This is a genomic window from Nocardioides sp. (assembly GCF_044226305.1).
Taxonomy (GTDB): Bacteria; Actinomycetota; Actinomycetes; order Propionibacteriales; family Nocardioidaceae; genus Nocardioides.
In genome coordinates this window covers 101,829-124,728 of the sequence record NZ_JBGAHF010000012.1, presented here as the reverse complement: position 1 = coordinate 124,728, position 22,900 = coordinate 101,829, and the positions used below count along the sequence as shown (strand labels likewise).

General features: G+C 72.4%; 21 protein-coding genes. 3 read left to right on the top strand and 18 right to left on the bottom strand.

Translation table 11 applies throughout. The features are described from left to right. Positions 1-8: 8 nt before the first annotated feature. The 15 genes from ACILQ5_RS14155 to ACILQ5_RS14085 form a co-directional block, all read right to left on the bottom strand. Positions 9-1,031: a YihY/virulence factor BrkB family protein gene (locus ACILQ5_RS14155; protein ID WP_395658656.1), complete on the bottom strand. Its 1,023-nt coding sequence runs from the start codon at positions 1,029-1,031 to the stop codon at positions 9-11. Between the two features lie 9 nt (positions 1,032-1,040). Next, the gene (dinB, locus tag ACILQ5_RS14150; protein WP_395658655.1) at positions 1,041-2,303 is read right to left on the bottom strand and encodes a DNA polymerase IV; all 1,263 of its coding nucleotides are present in this window, start codon (positions 2,301-2,303) and stop codon (positions 1,041-1,043) included. Positions 2,304-2,359: 56 nt separating this feature from the next. Further along, a complete protein-coding gene (locus tag ACILQ5_RS14145) occupies positions 2,360-2,986 on the bottom strand; it encodes a hypothetical protein (RefSeq protein WP_395658654.1) in 627 nt (208 codons plus the stop codon). Between the two features lie 3 nt (positions 2,987-2,989). Then, positions 2,990-3,712 (bottom strand): glycoside hydrolase family 16 protein, encoded by a 723-nt coding sequence (locus ACILQ5_RS14140; protein WP_395658653.1) that lies wholly within the window; start codon positions 3,710-3,712, stop codon positions 2,990-2,992. 88 nt (positions 3,713-3,800) lie between these two features. Next, entirely contained in the window at positions 3,801-5,006 is a 1,206-nt protein-coding gene (locus ACILQ5_RS14135) for a DUF222 domain-containing protein (protein WP_395658652.1), read from the bottom strand. A gap of 509 nt (positions 5,007-5,515) precedes the next feature. Next, positions 5,516-6,679, bottom strand: coding sequence for an acyl-CoA dehydrogenase family protein (locus tag ACILQ5_RS14130; RefSeq protein ID WP_395658651.1), 1,164 nt, complete (start codon positions 6,677-6,679; stop codon positions 5,516-5,518). After that, positions 6,676-8,556, bottom strand: a complete 1,881-nt coding sequence (locus tag ACILQ5_RS14125) for an acetyl/propionyl/methylcrotonyl-CoA carboxylase subunit alpha (protein ID WP_395658650.1) — start codon at positions 8,554-8,556, stop codon at positions 6,676-6,678. The genes ACILQ5_RS14130 and ACILQ5_RS14125 overlap by 4 nt, the downstream gene beginning before the upstream one ends. Then, positions 8,553-10,106 (bottom strand): acyl-CoA carboxylase subunit beta, encoded by a 1,554-nt coding sequence (locus ACILQ5_RS14120; protein WP_395658666.1) that lies wholly within the window; start codon positions 10,104-10,106, stop codon positions 8,553-8,555. The genes ACILQ5_RS14125 and ACILQ5_RS14120 overlap by 4 nt, the downstream gene beginning before the upstream one ends. Positions 10,107-10,126: 20 nt before the next feature. After that, positions 10,127-10,600: an SRPBCC family protein gene (locus ACILQ5_RS14115; RefSeq protein ID WP_395658649.1), complete on the bottom strand. Its 474-nt coding sequence runs from the start codon at positions 10,598-10,600 to the stop codon at positions 10,127-10,129. Next, entirely contained in the window at positions 10,597-11,715 is a 1,119-nt protein-coding gene (locus ACILQ5_RS14110) for an acyl-CoA dehydrogenase family protein (protein WP_395658648.1), read from the bottom strand. Before ACILQ5_RS14110 ends, ACILQ5_RS14115 begins: the two co-directional genes overlap by 4 nt. Continuing rightward, positions 11,712-13,418, bottom strand: a complete 1,707-nt coding sequence (locus ACILQ5_RS14105; RefSeq protein ID WP_395658647.1) for an acyclic terpene utilization AtuA family protein — start codon at positions 13,416-13,418, stop codon at positions 11,712-11,714. The genes ACILQ5_RS14110 and ACILQ5_RS14105 overlap by 4 nt, the downstream gene beginning before the upstream one ends. After that, complete coding sequence (locus tag ACILQ5_RS14100; protein WP_395658646.1) at positions 13,411-14,223, bottom strand: TIGR03084 family metal-binding protein; 813 nt, start codon at positions 14,221-14,223, stop codon at positions 13,411-13,413. Before ACILQ5_RS14100 ends, ACILQ5_RS14105 begins: the two co-directional genes overlap by 8 nt. After that, positions 14,220-14,849 carry a TetR/AcrR family transcriptional regulator gene (locus tag ACILQ5_RS14095; protein WP_395658645.1) on the bottom strand — a complete coding sequence of 210 codons (630 nt, stop codon included), beginning with the start codon at positions 14,847-14,849 and terminating at the stop codon, positions 14,220-14,222. The genes ACILQ5_RS14100 and ACILQ5_RS14095 overlap by 4 nt, the downstream gene beginning before the upstream one ends. A 59-nt stretch (positions 14,850-14,908) precedes the next feature. Continuing rightward, a complete protein-coding gene (locus ACILQ5_RS14090) occupies positions 14,909-15,499 on the bottom strand; it encodes a DUF6529 family protein (RefSeq protein WP_395658644.1) in 591 nt (196 codons plus the stop codon). Positions 15,500-15,525: 26 nt separating this feature from the next. Beyond that, complete coding sequence (locus ACILQ5_RS14085; RefSeq protein ID WP_395658643.1) at positions 15,526-16,194, bottom strand: histidine phosphatase family protein; 669 nt, start codon at positions 16,192-16,194, stop codon at positions 15,526-15,528. 70 nt (positions 16,195-16,264) lie between these two features. On the opposite strand from ACILQ5_RS14085, the gene ACILQ5_RS14080 reads away from it, so the two are divergent. Beyond that, positions 16,265-16,858 (top strand): hypothetical protein, encoded by a 594-nt coding sequence (locus tag ACILQ5_RS14080; protein ID WP_395658642.1) that lies wholly within the window; start codon positions 16,265-16,267, stop codon positions 16,856-16,858. Between the two features lie 9 nt (positions 16,859-16,867). Here the strand turns inward: ACILQ5_RS14080 and ACILQ5_RS14075 are convergent, their stop codons facing one another. Together ACILQ5_RS14075 and ACILQ5_RS14070 are read right to left on the bottom strand one after the other, a co-directional pair. Further along, entirely contained in the window at positions 16,868-19,066 is a 2,199-nt protein-coding gene (locus tag ACILQ5_RS14075) for a 3-hydroxyacyl-CoA dehydrogenase NAD-binding domain-containing protein (protein ID WP_395658641.1), read from the bottom strand. Between the two features lie 95 nt (positions 19,067-19,161). Next, positions 19,162-20,373, bottom strand: a complete 1,212-nt coding sequence (locus tag ACILQ5_RS14070) for an acetyl-CoA C-acetyltransferase (RefSeq protein WP_395658640.1) — start codon at positions 20,371-20,373, stop codon at positions 19,162-19,164. 45 nt (positions 20,374-20,418) lie between these two features. On the opposite strand from ACILQ5_RS14070, the gene ACILQ5_RS14065 reads away from it, so the two are divergent. After that, positions 20,419-21,156, top strand: a complete 738-nt coding sequence (locus ACILQ5_RS14065) for a MerR family transcriptional regulator (protein ID WP_395658639.1) — start codon at positions 20,419-20,421, stop codon at positions 21,154-21,156. A 144-nt stretch (positions 21,157-21,300) separates the two neighbouring features. Continuing rightward, a complete protein-coding gene (locus ACILQ5_RS14060; RefSeq protein ID WP_395658638.1) occupies positions 21,301-22,206 on the top strand; it encodes an NAD(P)H-binding protein in 906 nt (301 codons plus the stop codon). A 7-nt stretch (positions 22,207-22,213) separates the two neighbouring features. Here ACILQ5_RS14060 and ACILQ5_RS14055 read toward each other — a convergent pair whose 3' ends face one another. Further along, a complete protein-coding gene (locus ACILQ5_RS14055) occupies positions 22,214-22,897 on the bottom strand; it encodes a type II CAAX prenyl endopeptidase Rce1 family protein (RefSeq protein ID WP_395658637.1) in 684 nt (227 codons plus the stop codon). Positions 22,898-22,900 lie beyond the last annotated feature (3 nt).

The window sequence follows — 22,900 nt, the reverse complement described above, 5'->3', positions numbered from 1 at the left end:
GCACCCGGTCAGGAGACGTGGTCCGCGCCGTCGTCCTCGTCGTCGGGCAGCACCAGCCGCTGGTCGGCGAAGGTCACCTCGACGGTCTCGAAGCCCTTGTGCCGCTGGGCCCGGGCATAGCTGACGTAGGCCCGGCGGTCGGCCTCGGTGAGGTCGACGTTGTCGGTGAACGGGGTCAGCAGCGCCCGCGGCCAGAGGCGGCGGGCAAGCACCGCGTTCACCTCCATGCCGAGCACCCCCATCACCGAGGCGAAGTAGATGAGGCCCATCAGCCCGAGGACCAGCCCGAAGGTCTGGTTGACCGGGCCCGCCTTGGCCAGCACCTGGGTCACGTAGATCGTGCCGAAGTACTGCAGGACCAGCCACATCACCGCGACCGAGAAGCCGCCCGGTGCGGCGTACCGGATGCGGTGCTCGCGCGCCGAGCCGAGCCGGAAGAGGATGGTCAGCACGGTGCCGTTGAGGAGGACGGCGGTGATCCGGATCGCCCACTTGATCCCGTTGTCGACGTTCGGGCCGAACACCTCGGTGCTGCTGCCGAGCACCGAGAGCGCGGAGACCACGAGCAGCGCCACGCCGGCGGTGAGCAGCAGGACCAGGCTCTTCAGCCGGAGCAGGAACGGGTTCGGCCGGCTGTTGCGCGGCACCGACCAGGCGATGTTGAGCGCGTTCTGCACGGACTGGCCGAGGCCCAGGCAGCCGTAGATCGCGACCAGCGTGCCGACCACGATCGCTCCGGTCGACCCCTTGAGGCCCTCGGGCAGGTTCAGCTGGGTGCCGATGATCGGGAACTGCGCGAGGGCCGAGTCGATCAGGTCCTCCTGCAGCTGCTCGTTGCCCTGGAGGAGGAAGCCCAGGATCGAGCTGGCGAGCAGCATGATCGGGAAGATCGCGATGAACGCGTAGTAGGTGATGATCGACGCGAGGTAGTTGCCCTGGTCGTCGAAGAACTTGTAGATCACCGCGATGGGGTAGCCGAGGACCGACCAGCGCCGTTGCGCGTGATCGGCGCCGTCCAGGACCCGTCCCACGCGGACACGCTATCGGCGGGACCCCTCCGTCGAGCGGCGCGGGGCTCGCGTCGGCCCGGGGTCCGGCAGCGTCGGCATCTCCATCCCGGTGTGCCGGCCGAGCAGGACGGCCCGGGTCACGGCCGCCGAGCCGAACCGGTCACGCACCTGGTCGAGCGCACCGTCGAGCTCGACGCCGCGGGCCTCCTCGGTGAACAACGGCAGCTCGAGCTGCTCGGAGCCGGCGTCGACGAGCCCGGAGATGGTGATGCCGAGCAGCGTGCACCCGCGCTCCTCGATCAGCGGCATCGCCGCCGACAGCAGCTCGCGGCCGGCCTCGAGCCAGGTGGCGGTCGCCGCGGTCGACCGCGGGATCGTGGTGGAGCGGGTCGCCCGGGACAGGTCGTCGAAGCGGAGCCGGAGCGTGAAGGTCCGGCCGATCCGCTCACCACCGCGCAGCCGGCGCGCCACCCGGTCGACCAGGCCGGCGAGCAGCGCGTCGAGCTCGGCGTGGGTACGCCGGCGCCCGAACCCGAGCGCGCACTGCGAGCCGATCGAGCGGCGTCGGCGCCCGACCTCGACCGGCCGCGGGTCCCGGAGGTTCGCCAGCGCCCAGAGGTGCCGCCCCGCGGCCTGACCGACCGCCGCGGTCAGCTCGAGCTCCTCGCGCCGGGCCAGCTCGCCGATCGTGCGGATGCCGTCGGCGTGCAGCTTGGCCGCGGTGATCGCACCGACGCCCCAGAGCCGCTCGACCGGCAGCGGGTGCAGGAACTCCACCTCGCCCTCCGGCGGGACGAGGAGCAGCCCGTCCGGTTTGCTGACGGCGCTGGCGACCTTGGCGAGGTACTTCGTCCGCGCGATCCCCACCGAGATCGGCAGGCCGACCTCCTCCCGCACCCGGCGGCGCAGCTCCACCCCGATCGCCTCCGGCTCCCCGACCAGGCGGCGCAGCCCGCCGACGTCGAGGAAGGCCTCGTCGATGGAGATGCCCTCGACGAGCGGGGTCGTGTCGTCGAAGATCGCGAACACGCGTCGGCTGGCCTCGACGTACGCCGAGAACCTCGGCGGGACCACCAGGGCGTCCGGGCACAGGCGCGCGGCCTGGCGCCCGCCCATGGCCGACCGGACGCCGTGCGCCTTGGCCTCGTAGCTGGCGGCGAGGACGACCCCGCCGCCGACGATCACGGGGCGGCCGCGCAGCCGCGGGTCGTCGCGCTGCTCGACGGAGGCGTAGAAGGAGTCCAGGTCGGCGTGCAGGATGCTCGCCGTCGCGCTGCTCCGGATCCTGCCCACGTTCCATGATCGAACATGTGTTCGATCATGGCAAGGCGGTCCTCCGCCTCGCCGGGTCAGGCAGCGAGGGCCACGCCGATCTTCCCGGCCGACCGGCAGGCGCCGTCCAGCACGGTCTCGACCGCCTCGGCCGGGGTGAGCAGCTCGTGGACGGCCTCGACCACCGCCTGCGGGATCGCCGTGGGCGTCCGCAGCATGGCGTCGGCCAGCGCGAGCGCGGCGCCGGCGGCGTCGGGCCGGTCGGTCGGCTCCTCGCGGGTGGCCTCCGTCCGGTCCGTCACGGACTGCAGGAACGCCTCGATCGCGACCCCGGTGTCGGCGACCGGGTAGCGCCGCCGTCCGGGCCACTCGTCGGAGGGGCCGAACAGGGCGTCGAGCGCGGCGCGGAGCCGCGGCGACACGTCGGAGATCCAGACCATCTGCGCGACCGCGGTGGACCGGTCGCCGGTGGCCCGCAGGAACGCCGCGCGCAGCGGGTCGTCGATGGCGGACACGTCGGCGCGGAACTGCTCGGCGAAGGCCACGACGTCCGGCGACTCGAGCATCTCGTCGTGCACCCCCGACGGACGCACCGAGACCAGCGTCTCGTAGGTGGCGAGCACGCCCGGGGCGTACGTCGCGAGCGCGGCGGCTCCGCCGCTGGTCCAGCTGTCGGTGCCACCGTCGCGCTCGTCGTCTGTCATCACCTACGACTGTGACAGACCCGTGTCTGCTTGACCAACCACGAGACGGTCCACCAGGAGCACGGCGGGCAGCGCCGGGACGTCGGTGGCGTTGCCCGGCCAGTCCCCGCCGATCGCCAGGTTGAGCACCAGGAACAGCTCGCGGTCCAGCGGCCAGGCGCCGGGTACGTCGGCGGGCGTCAGCCGGTGGTATGCGCGGCCGTCGAGGAACCAGGTGACCGAGCTCTCGTCCCACGCGACGGCGTAGTCGTGGAAGTCCTCGGCGAGGTCCACGCCGGCGTCGACGGCTGCGCCGATCCCGCCCCCGAGCCCGCTCCAGCCCGGCCCGTGCGCGGTGCCGTGGCAGCGCCGCGGGTCCGCGCCGACGTGCTCCATGACATCGATCTCCCCGCACGCCGGCCACCCGACGTCGTCGATGTCGACGCCGAGCATCCAGAAGGCCGGCCAGGTCCCGACACCACCGGGGACCTTGATCCGCGCCTCGACGCGGCCGTACGACGTGGCGAAGCGTCCCTGCGTCGTGAGCCGGGCCGAGGTGATGGTGCCGTCGGCCTCACGGCGCGCGGTGATCGCCAGGTGACCGGCACCGTCGAGCGCCGCGTTGGCCGGGTCGTCGGTGTAGACCTGCAGCTGGCCGTCACCCCAGCCACCGCCGCCGACCTCGTGCGCCCACACGGCCGGGTCCGGCGGGGTGCCCGCCGGACCCCGGAAGTCCTGGACCCACATGCCCGCCAGTATGGGCGCCGGACCCACCACTGCCCCGATCCTGCCCGCATGGGTGTGACCCCGTCGGCCGTGGCCGGCGGGGTCCGGGTCAGCAGATATGTCGCGCTGCTTGCTCCAGTGGTGGTTCAGTGACGAAGGGGCTGAGGTAGGTGCGGCCCATGGGGGTCGTCCACACGAACCCGACCCCGGTCACCCGCTGGTAGTCCCAGCCGGCGTGGGTCTTGAGCCGGTGGTGGGTCCGGCACGCCGGGGCCAGGTTCGAGGACGCGGTGGGGCCCTCGGGCCAGGGCACCTGGTGCTCGCTGTCGCACCTGCGGGCAGGCCTGGTGCAGCCGGGGAAGCAGCACTGCCGGTCCCGGAGCCCGATCTGTTCCTTCATCACCTCGGTCGGCCGGTAGGTCTCGGTGGTCAGCTCGGCGTTCAGGTCGATCACCGGCCGCACGGTGACCTTGGTGCCAGCTTGCTGGCACCAGTCCTTCAGGTGCTGCGGCGTGATCGAGGACCGGGTGTTGTCGACGTCGACGGTCGCCTGGCCGGGACGGACGTGGGCGTAGACCACCACCTCACGGGACTGGTCACCCGTTCCGAGCATTCCGGCGGCCATCGACCGGCGCACGTCCAACGGCAGCTGCAGGTCCAGGGTCGCGGCCTTCGCCCGGATCTGCTCCTCCAGCGCGACCGCGTCTGCCAGGTCGAGCTCGCCCTCCACGTGCACCAGGCCCTCGGGGGTGGCGTGGTCGAGGTCGATGTCGAACCGGCGCTTCTCCAACGCCGCGACCCGGCGCTCCTCGGCGGCGTCGGGGTCGTACTCGAGGCGGGCCTTCTCGACCTGCCGCTCGATCTCGGCGAAGGAGCACCGGTGCGCACACCACGCCAACCGCTGGTCCACGGCTGCTGCCGCGTCGGCCGGCAGCGACGTGGTGGCCTGGGCGACCTTGCGGGCCTTCCACACCGCCACCTCACCGGCCACCACGCGAGCCCACAGCCGCGGGAGCCGGTACCGCAGCTCCACCGCGTCCCCCAGCAGGTGCCGCCCCGAGTCGGTGGTCCGGCCGACCGCGAGGGCGAACTCCGCGACCGCGGCCTCGTCGATCGTCGGGGCGCCGTCGCCGGCGATCTGCAGGTCCCGCATCCCGAACTCGATCGAGGTGTCCACCTCCTCGCCCGGATGCAGCGCGACCCAGTCGGTGGCCAGGACGAGCAGGTCGATCTCCGCCTTGACCGCGACCCGGTGCCGGGCCTGAGCAGCAGTCAGCACCGACTCGCGAGTCAAGGTGCCGGCCTGCTGGTTCATGGGTCTACTCAAGCACTCGCCACCGACAGTCAGGGGCGAGAATCCCCTGTATCCACAGGGTTCTGAGCATCTCGACGGTAAAGAATTCTTGCTGCGCCGGCGGTGTCCATGGGTCGCTGCCCTGCCTCCACTTCTGGGGTCTCGACGACGCTCGCTGGCGCTCGCTGCTCGACCACCGGCGGCCGCCTGCGAGCTGGGAGACAGCCGCAACCCCAGACCACCGGCGAGATGCCGCCAGCACCGCCCTGCGCACCTTCTGGGGTCTCGACGACGCTCGCTGGCGCTCGCTGCTCGACCACCGGTGCCAGCGACCGCGAGCCGGGAGGCGACCGTGACCCGGCGCCCGCCGTACCCGCGTTGCTGCCTGTCGGTCGCAAGCACAGCAAACCCGCAACCGACGCTCAGTGGTCCCCGCCCTGCCCACCTCCCTGGGTCTCAACGACGCTCGCTGGCGCTCGCGGGAGAGACCACCGGCGAAGTGCCGACAGCCGGCACCCTGTCGACCGCTCCTAGTACGACTTCGGCAGCCCCAGGGAGTGCATCGCGACGAAGTTGAGGATCATCTCGCGGCTGACCGGGGCGATCCGGCCGGCGCGGGTGGCGACCAGGAGCCCGGCCATGCCGTACTCCTGGGTGATCCCGTTGCCGCCGTGGGTCTGCACGGCGGCGTCGACGGCGTGGCAGGCGGCCTCGGCAGCGGCGTACTTGGCCATGTTGGCGGCCTCGCCCGCGCCCATGTCGTCGCCGGCGTCGTAGAGGGCGGCCGCCTTCTGGGTCATCAGCCGGGCCAGCTCGATCTCGATGTGGGACTGCGCGAGGGGGTGCGCGATCGCCTGGTGGGAGCCGATCGCGTCCTTGAACACCGTGCGCTCCTTGGCGTACGCCGAGGCGCGGTCGAGCGCGAACCGGGCCAGTCCGGTGGAGAAGCTCGCAGCCATGATCCGCTCCGGGTTGAGGCCGGCGAACAGCTGCACGAGGCCGCCGTCCTCGTCGCCGACGATCGCGTCGGCCGGCAGCCGCACGTCGTCGAGGAACACCTGGAACTGGAGCTCGGGGCTGACGATCTCCATCGGGATCGCCCGCGCCTCGAAGCCGGCGGCGTCGGTCGGGACCACGAAGAGCACCGGCTTGACCTTGCCGGTCCTCGCGTCCTCGGCCCGCGCGACCACGAGCACGTTGTCGGACTCGTCGACGCCGGAGATGTAGATCTTGCGGCCGTTGAGGACCCACTCGTCGCCGTCCCGACGGGCGGTCGTGGTGATGTTGTGGGTGTTGGTGCCGGCGTCGGGCTCGGTGATCGCGAACGCCATCGTGCTGGTGCCGTCGCAGATCCCGGGCAGCCAGCGCTGCTTCTGCTCCTCGGTGCCGTAGCGGCTGATGATCGTGCCGCAGATCGCGGGGCTCACGACCATGAGCAGCAGCGGGCAGCCCTGGGCGGCGAGCTCCTCGCACACGGCCGCGACGTCGCCGATGCCGCCACCCCCGCCGCCGTACTGCTCGGGGATGTTGATGCCGAGGTAGCCGTTCTTGCCGATCTCCAGCCAGAGGTCGGTGGTCTTCTCCCCCGCCCTGGCCTTCTCGGTGAACCACTCACGGCCGAACTTGCCGGCCAGCTTCGCCACCGCCTTGCGGAGCTCCTGGCGCTCCTCGGACTCACTGAAGTTGTTGCTCACTGCTGCTCCTCTTCCACCACGGCCAGTACCTCCCCGGCGGCGACCTGCGCGCCGGGCTTCACGTCGATCTCGGTGACCGTGCCGGCGTACGGCGCGCTCACGGTGTGCTGCATCTTCATCGCCTCGAGCACCAGCACCGGCTGCCCGGCCCCGACCTGCTCGCCGGCCGCGACGTTCACGCTGACGACCGTGCCGGGCATCGGCGCGAGCAGGCTGCCGCTCGCGACCTGCGCGGCCGGGTCCACGAACCGCGGCACCCGGGTCAGCCGGACGTGCCCGCGCGGGCTGTCCACGTCGACGGCGTCGCCGGCCACCCGCACGGCGTACGTCGTGCGCACGCCGTCGGTCTCCAGCGTGACCTCGGCCGCGCCGGCGGCCACCACCGTGTGCCCGTCGACCGTGTAGCCGTCCCGACCGGCGAACCACTCGACGACGACGTCGCCCTCGAACTCCGTCCGCTGCGGCTGCGAGACGACGTTGCGCCAGGCGACGGGGGTCCCGGCCTGGACGGTGCGGGCCGCCGCGGCCCGCTCGGCGAGCGCGATCGCGGCCGCCACCGGGGCACCGGCGTCGTGCGGGGCGGGTGCCTGCTCGAAGGCGAAGGCGGTGCTCACGTCCCCGGCCAGGAACGCCGGGTCGCGGAGCGCGGCGACCAGCAGGTCGCGGTTGGTGACCAGCCCGTGGATGCGGGCCCGGCTCAGCACCGACGCGAGCTTCCGCGCCGCCGCCTCGCGGGTGTCCGCGTAGGCGATCACCTTCGCGAGCATCGCGTCGTAGTGGGTGGAGACCTCGTTGCCGGTCGCGAACCCGGCGTCGACCCGGATCCCCTCCTCGCGCGGGATGTCGAACGTCGTCAGCAGGCCGCTCTGCGGCTGGTAGTCCGCCGAGGGGTCCTCGGCGTAGAGCCGCACCTCGATCGCGTGCCCCTGCGCCGGACGTGGCGCCGGCACCTCACGGCCCTCCGCCGCCGCGAGCTGTGCGGCGACCAGGTCGACGCCGTGCACCAGCTCGGTGACCGGGTGCTCCACCTGGAGACGGGTGTTCATCTCCAGGAAGAAGAACCGGTCCGTGTCCGCGTCGTAGAGGAACTCGACGGTGCCGGCCCCGCGGTAGTGGATCGCGGCCGCGGCCTGGTGGGCCGCCTCGTGCAGCGCGGCGCGGGTCGCGTCCGGCAGCCGGGGTGCCGGGGTCTCCTCGACCACCTTCTGGTGCCGTCGCTGCAGCGAGCAGTCGCGCTCACCGAAGACCTCGACCCCGTGGTGGGACCCGACCACCTGGACCTCGACGTGCCGACCCCGCTCGACGTACGGCTCGACGAAGACGGTTCCGTCGCCGAACGCCGACAGCGCCTCGGCCTCGGCCTTCGCGATCTCGCCCGCCAGGTCCTCGAGCCGGCGGACGACGCGCATCCCGCGGCCGCCGCCACCGGCCGACGCCTTGACCAGCAGGGGCAGGTCGGCCTCGGTCGGCTCCGCCGGAGCCTCGAGCACCGGCACGCCGGCGGCCTTCATCAGCTCCTTGGCGCCGATCTTCGAGCCCATCGCGTCGATGGACTCCGGCGCCGGGCCGACCCAGGTCAGGCCGGCCCCGACGACCGCCCGCGCGAAGTCCGCGTTCTCCGAGAGGAACCCGTAGCCGGGGTGGATCGCGTCGGCGCCGGAGCGCCGGGCGGCGTCGAGGACCAGGTCGATGCGCAGGTAGGTCTCCGACGGCGCGTTGCCGGGGAGGCGTACGGCGGCGTCGGCCTCGCCCACGTAGGGCAGGTCCGCGTCGGCGTCGGAGTGGACGGCGACGGTCTCGATGCCGAGGGCGCGGCAGGTGCGGAACACCCGGGACGCGATCTCGGCGCGGTTGGCGACCAGCAAGCGACTGATCATGGGCGGAAGACTCCGAATCGGTCGGTGCCGACGATCGGCTTGTTCTCGATCACGGACAGGCAGATGCCGAGGACGGTCCGGGTGTCACGCGGGTCGATCACGCCGTCGTCGTACAGCATCCCGGAGAGGAAGAACGGCAACGACTGCTCCTCGATCTGCGCCTCGACGATCTCCTTGATGCCCTGGAACCCCTCGGCGTCGAACACCTCGCCCTTCGACTCGGCCGACTGCCGGGCGACGATCTCGAGGACCCCGGCCAGCTGGGCCGGGCCCATCACCGCCGACTTCGCCGAGGGCCAGGTGAACAGGAATCGCGGGTCGTAGCCGCGACCGTTCATGCCGTAGTTGCCGGCGCCGTAGGAGGCGCCCATGATCACGCTCAGGTGCGGGACCCGCGAGTTGCTGACGGCGTTGATCATCATCGCGCCGTGCTTGATGATGCCGCCCTGCTCGTACTCCTTGCCGACCATGTAGCCGGTGGTGTTGTGCAGGAACAGCAGCGGGGTGTCGACCTGGTTGGCGAGCTGGATGAACTGGGTCGCCTTCTGCGCCTCCTCGGAGAACAGCACGCCCTGGGCGTTCGCGAGGATGCCGACCGGGCGGCCGTGGATCCGCGCCCACCCGGTCACCAGCGAGGTGCCGTAGAGCGGCTTGAACTCGTCGAACGCCGTGCCGTTCGTGGGCGAGACGCCGTCGCAGATGCGCCGGATCACCTCGCGCGGGTCGAACGGCTCCTTGAGGTCGGCGGGGATCAGGTCGAGCAGCCCATCGGGGTCCTCGTCCGGCTCGGCGTAGGCGGTCGGGGTGGTGCCGCCCTCCTTGCGCCAGTTGAGCCGCGCCACGATGCGGCGCCCGATCCGGATCGCGTCCAGCTCGTCCTCGGCGAGGTAGTCGGCGAGGCCCGAGATCCGGGCGTGCATCTCGGCGCCGCCGAGCGACTCGTCGTCGGACTCCTCGCCCGTCGCCATCTTCACCAGCGGCGGACCGCCGAGGAACACCTTGGCCTGCTCCTTGACCATCACGGTGTAGTCGGACATGCCGGGCACGTAGGCGCCGCCGGCGGTCGAGTTGCCGAACACCAGCGCGATGGTCGGCTCCTTGCGGGCGCTGGCGCGGGTGATGTCGCGGAACAGCTTGCCGCCCGGGATGAAGATCTCCTTCTGGGTCGGCAGGTCCGCGCCACCGGACTCGACGAGGGAGACGGTCGGCAGCCCGTTCTCCTCGGCGATCTGCGAGGCCCGGAAGATCTTCTTGACCGTCCACGGGTTGCTCGCACCGCCCTTCACCGTCGGGTCGTTGGCGGTGATCATGCACTCCACGCCCTCGACCACGCCGATGCCGGTGACGACCGACGCACCGACGGTGAAGTCAGACCCCCAGCCGGCGAGCGGGGAGAGCTCGAGGAACGCCGAGCCCTCGTCGAGGAGCAGCTCGATCCGCTCACGAGGAAGCAGCTTGCCGCGGCCGTGGTGGCGGGCGACCGACCGCTCGCCGCCACCCCCGACCGCCTTGGCGTGCTCGGTGTCGAGGGCCTCGAGCTTGTCGAGCATCGCCTCGCGGTTGGTGACGCTCACTTCTCGACCACCGCCTTCATCCGCTCCAGCGTCGTGCGCATGCCCTTCTCGTTGGTGCGCCCCCGCAGGAAGCCGAGGACGAACCAGTAGGCGCGCAGGTAGAGCGCGGTCTCGAGCCGGAAGTACTCGGTGACGAGCGTGCCGCCGTTCTGCGCCTGGAGCCGGTAGCCCCAGTTGTTGAGCGTCCTGTCGTCGGTGCCGACGGAGAACTCGAAGAGCTCGCCCGGCACGCACGCGGTGACCTTGCACGGCGACCAGTAGGTCGGGCCGACGCCGTTGCGCTTCACGTGGCCCTTGAAGTACGCGCCGACCTCGGGGCCGGTCGAGCCGCGGCTCCACCGCGCCTCGAAGGTCTCGGGCGAGAACTCGCCGATCCGCGTGACGTCGCTGACCAGCGCCCACACCTCGTCCGGCGAGGCGTTCATCCAGAGCGACACCTCACCGCCCATGGGCTTCAGCAGCCCGCTCATGTGTAGCCCAGCAGCTTGGCTGCGAGATCGGTCAGCACTTCGCTGGCCCCTCCTCCGATCGGCAGGATCCGGGCGTCGCGGTAGTGCCGCTCCACCTCGGTCCCGTGCATGTATCCCGTCCCGCCGTGCAGCTGGACGGCCTGGTCACAGACGTACGTCGCGCAGTCCACCGCGGTCTGCTTGGCCAGGCAGGCCTCGGCGACGACGTTCTCGCCGGCGACGTGGCGGCGCACCACCTCGCGCGTGTAGGTCCGGGCGACCTCCACCTGCCTCCGCATCTCGACCAGCTTGTGGCGCACCACCTGGCGCTCGACCAGCGGCCGGCCGAAGGTCTCGCGGTCGCGGCAGTACGCCGCGGTCAGCTCGAGCGAGCGGGACGCGATGCCGTAGGCGTGGACGGCGAGCGCGATCCGCTCGACCACGAACTGCTCGGCGATCTGGAGGAACCCGCTGTTCTCGGCCCCGACGAGGTGGGCCGCCGGCACCCGCACGTCGACGAAGGAGAGCTCGGCGGTGTCGGAGCAGTGCCAGCCCATCTTCCTCAGCGACCGGGTGACGGTGAAGCCGGGCGTGCCCTTCTCGACCACCAGCAGGCTGACGCCGCCGGCACCCGAACCGCCGGTGCGCACCGCGGTGGTCACGAAGTCGGCGCGCACCCCGCTGGTGATGAAGGTCTTGCTGCCGTTGACGACGTACGCGTCCCCGTCCCGGCGCGCCGTCGTGCGGATGCCGCCGACGTCGGACCCGCCGCCGGGCTCGGTGATCGCGAGCGACCCGATCTTCTCCCCGGCCAGCGTCGGGCGCACGAAGCGGTCGACGAGGTCGGGACCCCCGTGGGCGGCGAGGTGCGGCAGCGCGATGCCGCCGGTGAAGAGGGCGGCCATCAGGCCGCTCGAGGCGCCGGCCTCGAACATGCCCTCCTGGAGGTCGGTGCTGTCGGTCAGGTCCCCGCCCTCGCCGCCGACCGACGCGGGGAAGGAGACGCCGAGCAGACCCTGCTTCGCCGCGGCCAGGTGCAGGGCGCGCGGCACCTCGCCCGCGTCCTCCCACTCCTGGAGGTGCGGTGCCACCTCGCGGCGGACGAACTCGGCGCCGAGGGCACGCAGGTCGCTCATGCCAGGCCCTCGCGCATGTGGACCATCCGGGACCTCGCCCACTCGCCGAGCCCCTTCGCCTGCGGGTCGAACCGGGTGGACGCGGCGACGCCGTCGCCGAGCAGCCCGCGGACGAGCACGTTGACGGCGCCCAGGTTGGGCAGCACGTAGACCTCGACCTCCAGGTCGGCCGCCTCGGGCAGCAGCTCGCGCACCTTGCGGGGCGTGATGATCTTCTGCAGCCAGGTCACCCGCTCGTCGTACTTCTCGGAGCCGTCGTGGGCGACCCAGAGCCCGAGGTTGGCGTCGCCGCCCTTGTCGCCGGAGCGGGCGTGCACGAAGGTGCCCAGCGACATCCGGCGGGTCACCGAGTCGGTGGGGGCGGGGTAGGGCGACGGCCGCCGGCCCTGGTCCTCGTCCGGCAGCGAGAACTCGGTCGGGTCGGCGACCACCTCGCGGCGCCCGTCGGCGTGGACCACGGTGTGCGTGACGGCCGAGCGCTCGACGTACGCGGCCCGGTAGACGCCGTACGGCGAGGGCGCGGCCGGCGGTGCGGTCATCGTGAAGCCGGGGTACGACGCGAGCGCGAGCTCGACGGCCGGGCCGGTGAACGCGCGGCCGACCGGGTCGGGCCGGTCGTCCTTGACGGTGCAGCGGAGCAGGCAGGACGCCCCCTCCTCCGTGTCCGCGTCGGGCACGGGCAGCGCGGTGAGCGTCCAGGAGACCTCGGCCGCGGTCAGCGACGGGGCGAGCTGCTCGCGCACCCAGTCGGCCTTGGCCTCGATGTCGAGGCCTATGAGCACGAACTCCGCGGTGTTGCGGAAGCCGCCGAGCTCGTTGACGCAGACCTTGAGGCGCTCCGGCGGCGCCTGGCCGTGGACGCCGCTGACCTCGACCCGGTCCGGCCCGACCTCGCGCAGCGCGATCGAGTCGAGGTGGGTGATGACGTCGGGGTTGAGGTAGCGGGTCGTCTGGATCTCGTAGAGCAGCTGGGCGGTGACCGTGTCGACGGTGACCGCGCCTCCCGTGCCGTCGTGCTTGGTGATCACGCTGCTGCCGTCCGCTGCGATCTCGGCGAGCGGGAAGCCGAGCGGGGTGCGGTGGTCCGGGAGGCTCCGGAACCCGGAGAAGTTGCCGCCGGTCGCCTGGGTCCCGCACTCGAGGACGTGACCCGCGACGACGGCACCGGCCAGCTCGTCGTACGACGTCGGCGTCCAGCCGTGGTGCGCGGCCGCCGGTCCGACCACGAGGCTGGCGTCGGTGACCCGGCCGGTGACGACGACGTCGGCGCCGGCGCGGAGGGCGGCGGCGATGCCGAACCCGCCGAGGTAGGCGTTGGCGGTGAGGGCGCCCTCGTAGAGGCCCAGCGGCCGCAGGTCGTCGCCCTCGACGTGGGCGACGGCCGCGTCGAGGCCGAGGCCGGCCGCGATCTCCCGCACCCGGTCGGCGAGGCCGGCCGGGTTGAGGCCACCGGCGTTGCTGACGATGCGCACGCCCCGCTCCAGCGCCAGGCCGAGGCAGTCCTCGAGCTGGCGGACGAACGTCTTCGCGTAGCCCAGCGAGGCGTCCTTCATGGTGTCGCGGCCGAGGATGAGCATGGTGAGCTCGGCGAGGTAGTCACCGGTGAGGACGTCCAGGCGACCGCCCTCGAGCATCTCCCGCATCGCGGACATCCGGTCGCCGTAGAAGCCGGAGCAGTTGCCGATCCGCATCGCCTCAGCCACGGGACTCCCTCCCTCCGCCGGCGGGGCCGGCGAAGGCCTGCGCGATCGTGAGCCACTGCTCGGCGTCGGCGCCGGACGCGACCAGGTCGGTGTCGTCGCGGTGCACCCGCTGGGTGACGAGCAGGCAGAAGTCCCAGGCCGAGCCGGTCACGGTCTGGGCGGCCTCCTCGGGGCCCCAGCTCCACTGGTCACCCGACGGCGAGACCAGGTCGATCCGGAACTCGTCCTCGGGCGGGGGCAGCTCGTGCACCGAGAACGCGAAGTCGCGGGTGCGGACGCCGAGGTGCGCGACGTGCCGGATCCGGTCGGTGCGCTCGGGCTCGATGCCGAGGGCGTCGTACACGTCCAGCGCGTGCGCCCAGGTCTCCATGAACCGGGCGGTCGCCATCGACGCCGGGGACATCGGCGGCCCGAACCAGGGCATCTTCCCGCCCGGGGGGATCGCGCGCAGGGCGGCCGGCAGCGCGTCGCGCGCCCGGCCCCAGCGGGCGAGCAGCGCCTGGGGGCTGAGCCGGGCGACCTCGAAGGCCTGCTGGTCGACGTACCCGAGCGGGTCCGCGATCGCGGCCAGCACCAGCTCGTCCCAGGCCTGCTTGCCGTCCGGGGTGTCGGCCGCGGCGGCGACGACGGCCACCTCGTCGGTCCACAGCAGGTGGGCGACCTGGGTGGCGACCGTCCAGCCGGGCGCGGGGGTCGGCGTCGCCCAGCCGGCCTCGTCCAGCCCGGAGACCGCGGTCCAGAGCCGGTCGCTCTCGGCCTTGAGGTCGGCGAGGAGATCGTCGAGCAGGGTCGTCGAACGGGTCATCGGGTGGCTCCCAGGGTCTCGTCCAGCACGTCGGCCCAGCGGTCGAGGATGCGGCCCCGGCGGCGGGCGTCGTCGGTGATGGTGTTCGCCAGTCCGAGGCCGCGCACCAGGTCCAGCGTCGCCTGCACCAGCTCGCGGGTGCCGGGCACCGACTCGTCGGCGCCGAGCAGCTCGACGGTCATCCGGTGGGTCTCGCGGCCGACGCGCTGCTCCAGCGGTGAGACCGCGGCCAGCAGCGTCTCGTCGGTGCGCGCCGCGACCCACAGCTCGAGGGCGGCGGCGAACACGTCGCTGGTGAAGTGGTCGGCGAGCATCTCGAGCACGGCCCGGGTGCGGCGGCGCCCGCTGGGGAGCCGGGCCGCCGCGGCGGACAGCTCCGCGCCGCGCTTCTCGGTGAGGTGCTCGACCGCGGCGACGACCAGGTCGTTCTTGGTCGGGAAGTGGTGCAGCTGCGCCCCCCGGCTCACGCCGGCCCGCTCGGAGACCAGCGTCGTCGACGTACCGGCGAAGCCGCGCTCGACGAGGCACTCGACGGTGGCCTCGAGCAGCCGGGCCCGCATCACCCGGCTGCGCTCCTCCTGGGGCACGCGGACGGTCCCCGCCGCCCCCGCTGTCCCCGTCGTCACCGGGCCAGCATGGTGGGCCATCAACAAACAGTCAAGCCTGTCTTTAAGTTGGGTCGCGCTCAGGCGTAGGTGTTCGAGGGCCAGCCATGGGCGTTCAGGTACCAGACCGCCGAGGTGAGCACGACGAGGACGAGCAGGGCGAACAGCAGGCCGCCGGCGAGCGGGAGGAACCAGCCGGGCGCGCGCCGCGACCGCACCGCGACCACCTTGACGACCACGGCCCCGAAGACCGCGCAGCCGAGGACCCCGTGCACGACGGTGCGCAGCGGCACCTTCTCGCCGTCGGGCAGGTGCCCGGTCTCGAGGCCGAGCGCCCACAGGCAGTGGTAGGCCACGAACACGGTCAGGAGCAGCGCGGTCGCGCCGGTCACCCGGTGCGCCGTCCCGAGCCACGACGGTGCGGGGCGGCCCAGCTTCCCGTAGAGCCAGAGCGCGCCGAGGAGCTGGAGGACGGCGAGGACGCCGATCACGCAGGAGACCGCGACCTTCATGGCGAGGACGGTGCGGAAGCCGAGCGTCGTGGTGCCACCCAGGGTCGGGTCGTGGACGGTGCCGAACACGCCGAGCAGCAGCGCGACGACGGCACCCGCCGCGAACGCCGTCAGCGGGACCGCCATGCTCCGGGTCGGCGCGGGGGCCGCCTCTGCCATGGGCACAGCATGCTCCCGACGGGGCGTCAGCGGTAGGTGACCAGCTCGCCGGCGAGGTGCGGGTGCTCGTTGAAGGTGAGCAGGCGCGGGCCGGTGGAGCCGACGACCACGCGCGAGTACGACGCGTTGACCATCACCGTGTTGAGGCGGCCCCACAGCCGGGCGAACGTCGCGTCGTCGGCCTCGGGGTCGAGCAGGGCCGCGGCCGCGGCCGCGATCGGGCCGCCCGAGCTGACGACCACGATCGTCCCGCCGGGGCCGGCCTGCTGCTGCGCCCGGTCGAGCGCTGCCGTGACCCGGGCGCGGAACGCCGGCCACGGCTCGGCGTACTCCGCGTCGGCGGCGCCGCCGGTCCACCGCGCGGTCGCCTGCTCGAAGACCCGCTGGAACGCGCGGCGGTCGAGGTCGCCGGTGGGCAGGTCGGGATGGGCGGCGATCACCCCCAGGTGGTCGAACTCGTCCCAGCCGGGGTCGACGTCCGCGTCCGGCCACCCCGGCGCACGCTCCCGGGCCGCCTCGGCGGTCTCGCGGTGGCGGCGCATCCCGCCCTGGACGACCACCCCCGGGTCGACGCCCTGGCCGGTCAGCCAGGCACCCAGCCGGCGGCCCTGCTCCCACCCGGTCTCGGACAGCACGTCGTAGTCGTCCGCGCCGAACGACGCCTGCCCGTGCCGGACCAGGACCACCACACCCATGGCCGCGACGCTAGCGGGCGAGCCCGTTCGGGCCATTCCCCGCCCCCGCCGTCGCACCTAGCGTCGGGGGATGTTCATCCAGACGATCGAGGGCCGGTGCACCCGGCACGACGAGCTCCGCGCGGTGCTGGACCGCTGGCCCGAGGAGCTCGCTCCAGGAGCGGACGGCTGGCTCGGCGGCACCTACGGCTTCACCGACGACGACCTCTTCATCGCCGTGGTCCGCTTCGAGGACCGCGCGTCCGCGATGCGGAACTCCGAGCGACCCGAGCAGGGCGCCTGGGCCGAGCAGATGATGGCGGCCTTCGACGGCCCGGTCGAGTTCCACGACTCCGACGACGTGACGCTGCTCTTCGACGGCGGCTCCGACGACGCCGGGTTCGTGCAGGTCATCCGCGGCAAGGTCGACGACCCCGAGCGGCTGCGCCGGCTGATCGCCTCGGACCCGGCCGAGCTGCGTCGGATGCGCCCGGAGATCATCGGCGCGACGCTGGCGATGGAGCCGGACGGCACCTTCACCGAGACCGTCGCGTTCACCGACGAGGCCAGCGCCCGCGGCGGCGAGGGGCAGGAGCCCCCCGCCGACGTCCGTGCCGACTTCGAGTACGCCATGCAGGGCGCGGTGTTCCACGACCTCCGGAACCCCTGGTTCAGCTCGCCCTGAGGGGCGACCTCAGGCCGGGAACGACCCGCCGGAGGCGGCCAGGTCCCGCAGGTACGACGTCGCGCGGAACCGGTCGCCGTAGTGCTCGGTCAGCTCGTCGGCGCGGGCGACGAAGGCGGCGAGGCCGACCTCGCCGCGCGCGTTCTCGTAGCCCGTCATGAACTGGGCGGCACCGCCGGTCATGGCCGGGAAGCCGATGCCCATGATCGAGCCGATGTTCGCGGCGGCCGCGGACTCGATGACGCCCTCCTCGAAGCACTTCGCGGTCTCGAGCGCCTCGACGAACAGCAGGCGGTCCTTGACGTCCTCGAACGGGATCGGCTCGGCCGCGACCGGGAACTCCTCGGCAAGGCCCTTCCAGATGCCGACGCGAGCACCCGACTCGTCGTACTCGTAGAAGCCGGCGCCCTTGAGCCGCGAGGGCCGCCCGAGCTCGAGCATCCGCTCGACCACCGCGGTGCCCGGGTGCGGCTCGTAGGCCACCCCGTCGCGCTCGGCGGCGTCCTTGGTGGCCTTGCCGATCTTGGCCATCAGCTCCATGTTCAGCTCGTCGCTGAGCTGGAGCGGGCCGACCGGGTAGCCGTCCTGGGTCGCGGCGCGCTCGATGCTCACCGGGTGGACGCCCTCGGCGAGCATCGCCAGGCCCTCGTTGACCATCGTGCCGATGACCCGCGAGGTGTAGAAGCCGCGGCTGTCGTTGACGACGATCGGCGTCTTGCGGATCTGCTGGACCACGTCGTACGCCTTGGCCAGCGCGACGTCGGAGGTCTGCTCGCCCTTGATGATCTCGACGAGCGGCATCTTGTCGACGGGCGAGAAGAAGTGCAGCCCGATGAAGTCCGCCGGCCGGTCGACGCCGGTCGCGAGCTCGGTGATCGGCAGCGTCGAGGTGTTGGAGCACAGCAGCGCGTCGGCGTTCACGTAGGGCGCGACCTCGGCGAAGACCTGCTTCTTCAGCGACGGGTCCTCGAAGACCGCCTCGATCACCAGGTCGCAGCCGGCGAGGTCGGTGGGGTCGGCCGTCGGCGTGATGAGGTCGAGCAGCGCCTGCGACTTCTCCTCGGTGAGCCGGCCGCGCGAGATCGCCTTGGCGTTGAGCTTCTCCGAGTAGGCCTTGCCCTTGGCGGCGCCCTCGGCGGACACGTCCTTGAGGACGACCTGCATGCCGGCCCGGGCGCAGGAGTAGGCGATGCCGGCTCCCATCATCCCGGCACCGAGCACGCCGACCTTGGTCGCCTTGAAGGGCTCGATGCCCTGCGGGCGCAGCTTGCCGGCGTTGATCGCCTGGAGGTCGAAGAAGAACGCCTGGATCATGTTCTTCGAGGACTGGTTGACGATCAGGTCGGTGAGGTAGCGCGACTCGATGCGCGACGCGGTGTCGAAGTCGACCTGCGCGCCCTCGACGGCCGCAGCGAGGATCGCGCGCGGCGCCTTGTAGACCGCGCCCTTGGTCTGCTTGCGCAACAGGGCGGGGAACGCCGGGAGGAAGCCGGCCAGCGCCGGCGAGCTCGGCGAGCCGCCGGGCATCTTGTAGCCGGGCCGGTCCCACGGGTTCTGGGTCGCGTCGGGGTTGGCCTTGATCCACGCCTTGGCCGCCGGCACCAGCTCCTCGCGCGTCGCGACGAGCTCGTCGACCAGGCCCTTCTCCTGGGCGGCGCTCGGCTTGAACTGGGTGCCCGGCAGCAGCACGTCCATGAGGCCGCTCTGCAGGCCGAGGAGGCGGACGACGCGGGTCACGCCGCCCCCGCCGGGCAGCAGTCCGAGGGTCGACTCGGGGAGGCCGATCTTCACCGAGTCGTCGTCGACCGCGATCCGGTGGTTGCACGCCAGGGTGATCTCGTACCCGCCGCCCAGGGCGGCACCGTTGATCGCGGCGACGACCGGTCGCGGGTAGAGCTCGAGCTTGCGCAGCCCGGCCTTGATGATCTCGCCGCTGGCGAACACGGTCGCGGCGTCGTCCTTCGTCGCCTGCATCATGTTCTTGAGGTTTCCGCCGGCGAAGAAGGTCTTCTTCGCGCTGGCGATCACGACGCCCGTGACGCTGTCCACCTCGTCGTACAGCCGCTGCACGCAGGCCGCCATCGACTGCTGGTACAGCTCGTTCATGGTGTTGGCGCTGGCGGTGGGGTCGTCGAGGGTCAGGGTGACGATCCCGTCGGCGTCCTTCTCGTAGTGGACGGCGGTCTGCTCGGTGGTGCTGGTGCTCATCAGGGTTCCTGTCTCGGGTACGACGGTGGTCGAGGTGCGAGGCGCGGCGGCGCACCGTCGCTCGGGACCACCAGAGGCGAGGGGTCGGGCGAGGCTCAGACGATCTCGACGATGGTCGCGATGCCCATGCCGCCGCCGACGCAGAGCGTGGCGAGGCCGCGGCGCAGGTCGCGGCGCTGGAGCTCGTCGACGAGCGTGCCGAGGATCATCGCGCCGGTGGCGCCGAGGGGGTGGCCCATCGCGATCGCACCGCCGTTGACGTTGGTGATCTCGTGGCTGATCCCCAGGTCGCGCATGAACCGCATCGCGACCGCGGCGAACGCCTCGTTGATCTCGAACAGGTCGATGTCGTCGACCTCGAGGCCGGCCTTGGCGAGCGCCTTGCGGGCGGCCGGGGCGGGACCGGTGAGCATGATCGTCGGGTCGGCCCCCGACACAGCGGTCGCCAGGATCCGGGCCCGGGGCGTGAGGCCGAGCTCGGTGCCGACCGCCTCGCTGCCGATCGCCATCAGCGCGGCGCCGTCGACGATGCCGGAGGAGTTGCCGGCGTGGTGGACGTGCTCGATCCGCTCCACCCAGTGGTACTTCTCGAGCGCGACGTCGTCGAAGCCCGCCTGCGCGCCGATGTCGGCGAAGCTGGGCTTGAGGCCGGCGAGGCCCTCGACAGTCGTGTCGGGGCGGATCAGCTCGTCGTGGTCGAGCACGGTCAGGCCGTTGAGGTCGGTGACCGGCACGACCGAGCGGGCGAAGTAGCCGTTGGCCCACGCCTTCGCGGCGCGATGGTGGGACTCGGCGGCGAACGCGTCGACGTCCTGCCGGCTCCAGCCCTCGATGGTCGCGATCAGGTCCGCGCCGATGCCCTGCGGGACGAAGCCGGTCTGGAGCGCGGTCGCCGGGTCGGACGCCCAGGCGCCGCCGTCGGAACCCATGGGGACGCGGCTCATCGACTCGACGCCGCCGGCGAGGATCAGGTCCTCGAAGCCGCCACGGACGCGGGACGCGGCCTGGTTGACCGCCTCGAGGCCGGAGGCACAGAAGCGGTTGAGCTGCACGCCGGCCACGGTCTCGGGGTAGCCGGCCTTGAGGGCGGCCGTCTTCGCGATGTCGCCACCCTGCTCCCCGATCGGCGACACGACACCGAGCACGACGTCGTCCACGCGGTGCGGGTCGAGCCCGGGGTTGCGGACCTTCACCTCGTCGAGGAGACCGACGATGAGGTCCACGGGCTTCACCTCGTGGAGGGCGCCGACCTTCTTGCCCTTGCCGCGCGGGGTACGGATGTGGTCGTACACGAATGCCTCTGCCATGGACCGATTGTGACACTATTACTGTCAGCGTCAAGGAGACCGACTGTGGCGCAGGTCACGAGGAGGACGATGGGCGAGAACGTCGAGCTGCTGACCCTCGACGAGCTGACGACGCGGGTCGGGATGAGCGTGCGCAACGTGCGCTTCTACACCACCAAGGGCCTGGTGCCGCCGCCGATCCGGCGGGGCCGCTCCGGCTACTACAGCGCGGACCACGTCGCGCGGCTCGAGCTGGTCCAGGAGCTGCAGGCCCACGGCTTCACGCTCTCGGCCATCGAGCGCTACGTCGCCGGCATCCCCGCGGACGCGAGCCCGGAGGACATCGCGCTGCACCGCACGATGCTGGCGCCGTGGCAGGCCGACTCCCCCGTGGAGATGTCGCGCAGCGACCTGGACAAGCGGGCCGGCCGCACGCTGGGCGACGACGACCTGGCCACGCTCGCGGCCCTCCGCATCGTGGCGCGCACCCCGCGGGGCCGCTACGAGGTGGCCGTCTCCCAGCTCTCGGTCGGCCTCGGCCTGCTCGACCTCGGTTTCCCGACCGAGGCGGCGCTCGCGGCCGCCGACGTGTACGCCCAGCACGGGCGCCAGATCGCCAAGGAGCTCAACGAGCTCTTCCGCACCATGGTCTGGCCGGCGTACAAGGAGTCCGGGGCTCCGCCCGAGCAGCTGCGCGAGGTCGTCGAGCGGCTCAAGCCGCTCTCGATCGCCAGCCTGGTGGCGGCCTACGAGGCGGCGATGGACGAGACCCGGCGCGAGAACATCGAGCGACGCACCCGCTGACCGGTCCGCGGCGGCGCCGCCGGTTGACGACACCGGCATAGTGGCCGGTGTGACCTGCTGCCCGTCCTCCTGGCCGGACCGGTCCGGTGACCCGTCCCGGCCCACCTCGGCGTCACGCCGCGCCGTGCTGGGTAGTGGTCCGTGGTGAGCGAACCCTCCGAGCAGACCGTCCTCGTCACCGGCGCGACCGGCTTCGTCGGCAGCAAGCTCGTGCCCGAGCTCGTCGACCGCGGGTTCCGCGTCAGGGCGATGACCCGGCACCCCGACACCTACGACGGCCCGGGTGAGCCGGTCGCCGGCGACGTCTCGGACCCCGGCACCCTGGCGGAGCCCCTAGACGGCGTCGACGTCGCGGTCTACCTCGTGCACTCCCTCGACGACGACGACTTCGAGCGCAAGGACGCCGAGGCCGCGCGGACCTTCGGGCTCGCGGCCGCGGCGAGCGGCACCCGGCAGATCGTCTACCTCGGCGGCCTCGGCAAGGACGGCGACCACCTGTCCGCGCACCTGCGCTCGCGCCGGGAGGTCGAGCGGCTGCTCGCCGAGTCGGGTGTGCCCGTCACCGTGCTCCGCGCGGCGATCGTCGTCGGCGCGGGCGGCATCTCCTGGGAGATGACCCGCCAGCTGGTCAAGAACCTGCCGGCGATGGTGGTGCCCAAGTGGGCGGCCACCCGCACCCAGCCGATCGCGCTCGCCGACGTGGTCCGCTACCTCGCCGGGGTGGTGGGCAACGACGAGGCGCTCGGCCGGACCTTCGAGATCGGCGGTCCCGAGGTGCTCAGCTACGTCGAGATGCTGCAGCAGGCCGCCGAGGTGATGAACGGGCGCCGGGTGCCGATCGTGACCGTGCCGGTGCTCACGCCCAAGCTGTCGTCGTACTGGATCTCGTTCGTGACCGACGTCGACACCACGACCGGGCGCAACCTGATCGACTCGATGGGCACCGAGGTGATCGTCACGGACCACGCGATCCGCGACGTCGTGCCCGGTGAGCCCCTCACCTACACCGAGGCGGTCCGCCGCGCGGTCGCCGTCGACTCGAAGGCCTAGACACCGCCTAGAAGAGCGCGGGGAGCGCGAACAGCATCGTCAGCGACCACGTGCAGTGCGTGAGGATCGGTGCCAGCACGCCACCGGAGGCGCGTCGCTCGAGGCCGACCACGGCCCCGAGGACGACGGCGGCGAAGACGAGCATCACGTTGCCGGTGGCCAGCGTGGCGATGGTGTAGGCCAACGTCGTCCAGGCGACCGGGTGCACCGGGATCGCGGCGTAGGCAGCACCCCGGAAGAAGAGCTCCTCAGCGATCCCGTTGACCGCGGTGATGAGCACGAGCAGCGGCCAGGAGCCGCTGTCGGCATGGTCGAGGACGTCCTGCACCTGGGCCTGGAGGAAGTCGACCTGCCGCACCAGCAGCGCGCCGACCACGAAGACCCCGGCCAGGCCGAGGCCGATCGCGATCGGCAGCAAGACCGGGCGGCGCAGGTCGTCGCCGGCGTGGATGCGGCCCAGGTGGAGCGGCCCGGAGGCGAAGGCGCCGATCACCCAGACGCCCGCGAGGACGAGCGTCGCCGGGTAGAACCAGGCACTGCCCGGCTCGATCCGCAGCGACAGCCCGAGCACCACGCCGCCGATCGCCACGAACACCGCCGTGACGATCTGGCGACGGCGCAGGTCTGCGGTGCTCTGGCGGTGGTCGCGCGGGACGACGTCCCACAACGCCCGGCGCAGCCAGGTCACCACGGA

Bases quoted from the DNA above. Each gene is read 5' to 3' on its own strand.
- ACILQ5_RS14085 (WP_395658643.1), bottom strand. From the start codon at position 16,194: ATGGGTGTGGTGGTCCTGGTCCGGCACGGGCAGGCGTCGTTCGGCGCG.
- ACILQ5_RS14145 (WP_395658654.1), bottom strand. From the start codon at position 2,986: ATGACAGACGACGAGCGCGACGGTGGCACCGACAGCTGGACCAGCGGC.
- ACILQ5_RS14115 (WP_395658649.1), bottom strand. From the start codon at position 10,600: ATGAGCGGGCTGCTGAAGCCCATGGGCGGTGAGGTGTCGCTCTGGATG.
- ACILQ5_RS14070 (WP_395658640.1), bottom strand. From the start codon at position 20,373: ATGGCAGAGGCATTCGTGTACGACCACATCCGTACCCCGCGCGGCAAG.
- ACILQ5_RS14140 (WP_395658653.1), bottom strand. From the start codon at position 3,712: ATGTGGGTCCAGGACTTCCGGGGTCCGGCGGGCACCCCGCCGGACCCG.
- ACILQ5_RS14110 (WP_395658648.1), bottom strand. From the start codon at position 11,715: ATGAGCGACCTGCGTGCCCTCGGCGCCGAGTTCGTCCGCCGCGAGGTG.
- ACILQ5_RS14090 (WP_395658644.1), bottom strand. From the start codon at position 15,499: ATGGCAGAGGCGGCCCCCGCGCCGACCCGGAGCATGGCGGTCCCGCTG.
- ACILQ5_RS14120 (WP_395658666.1), bottom strand. From the start codon at position 10,106: ATGCTCGACAAGCTCGAGGCCCTCGACACCGAGCACGCCAAGGCGGTC.
- ACILQ5_RS14135 (WP_395658652.1), bottom strand. From the start codon at position 5,006: ATGAACCAGCAGGCCGGCACCTTGACTCGCGAGTCGGTGCTGACTGCT.
- ACILQ5_RS14125 (WP_395658650.1), bottom strand. From the start codon at position 8,556: ATGATCAGTCGCTTGCTGGTCGCCAACCGCGCCGAGATCGCGTCCCGG.
- ACILQ5_RS14080 (WP_395658642.1), top strand. From the start codon at position 16,265: ATGTTCATCCAGACGATCGAGGGCCGGTGCACCCGGCACGACGAGCTC.
- ACILQ5_RS14100 (WP_395658646.1), bottom strand. From the start codon at position 14,223: ATGACCCGTTCGACGACCCTGCTCGACGATCTCCTCGCCGACCTCAAG.
- ACILQ5_RS14075 (WP_395658641.1), bottom strand. From the start codon at position 19,066: ATGAGCACCAGCACCACCGAGCAGACCGCCGTCCACTACGAGAAGGAC.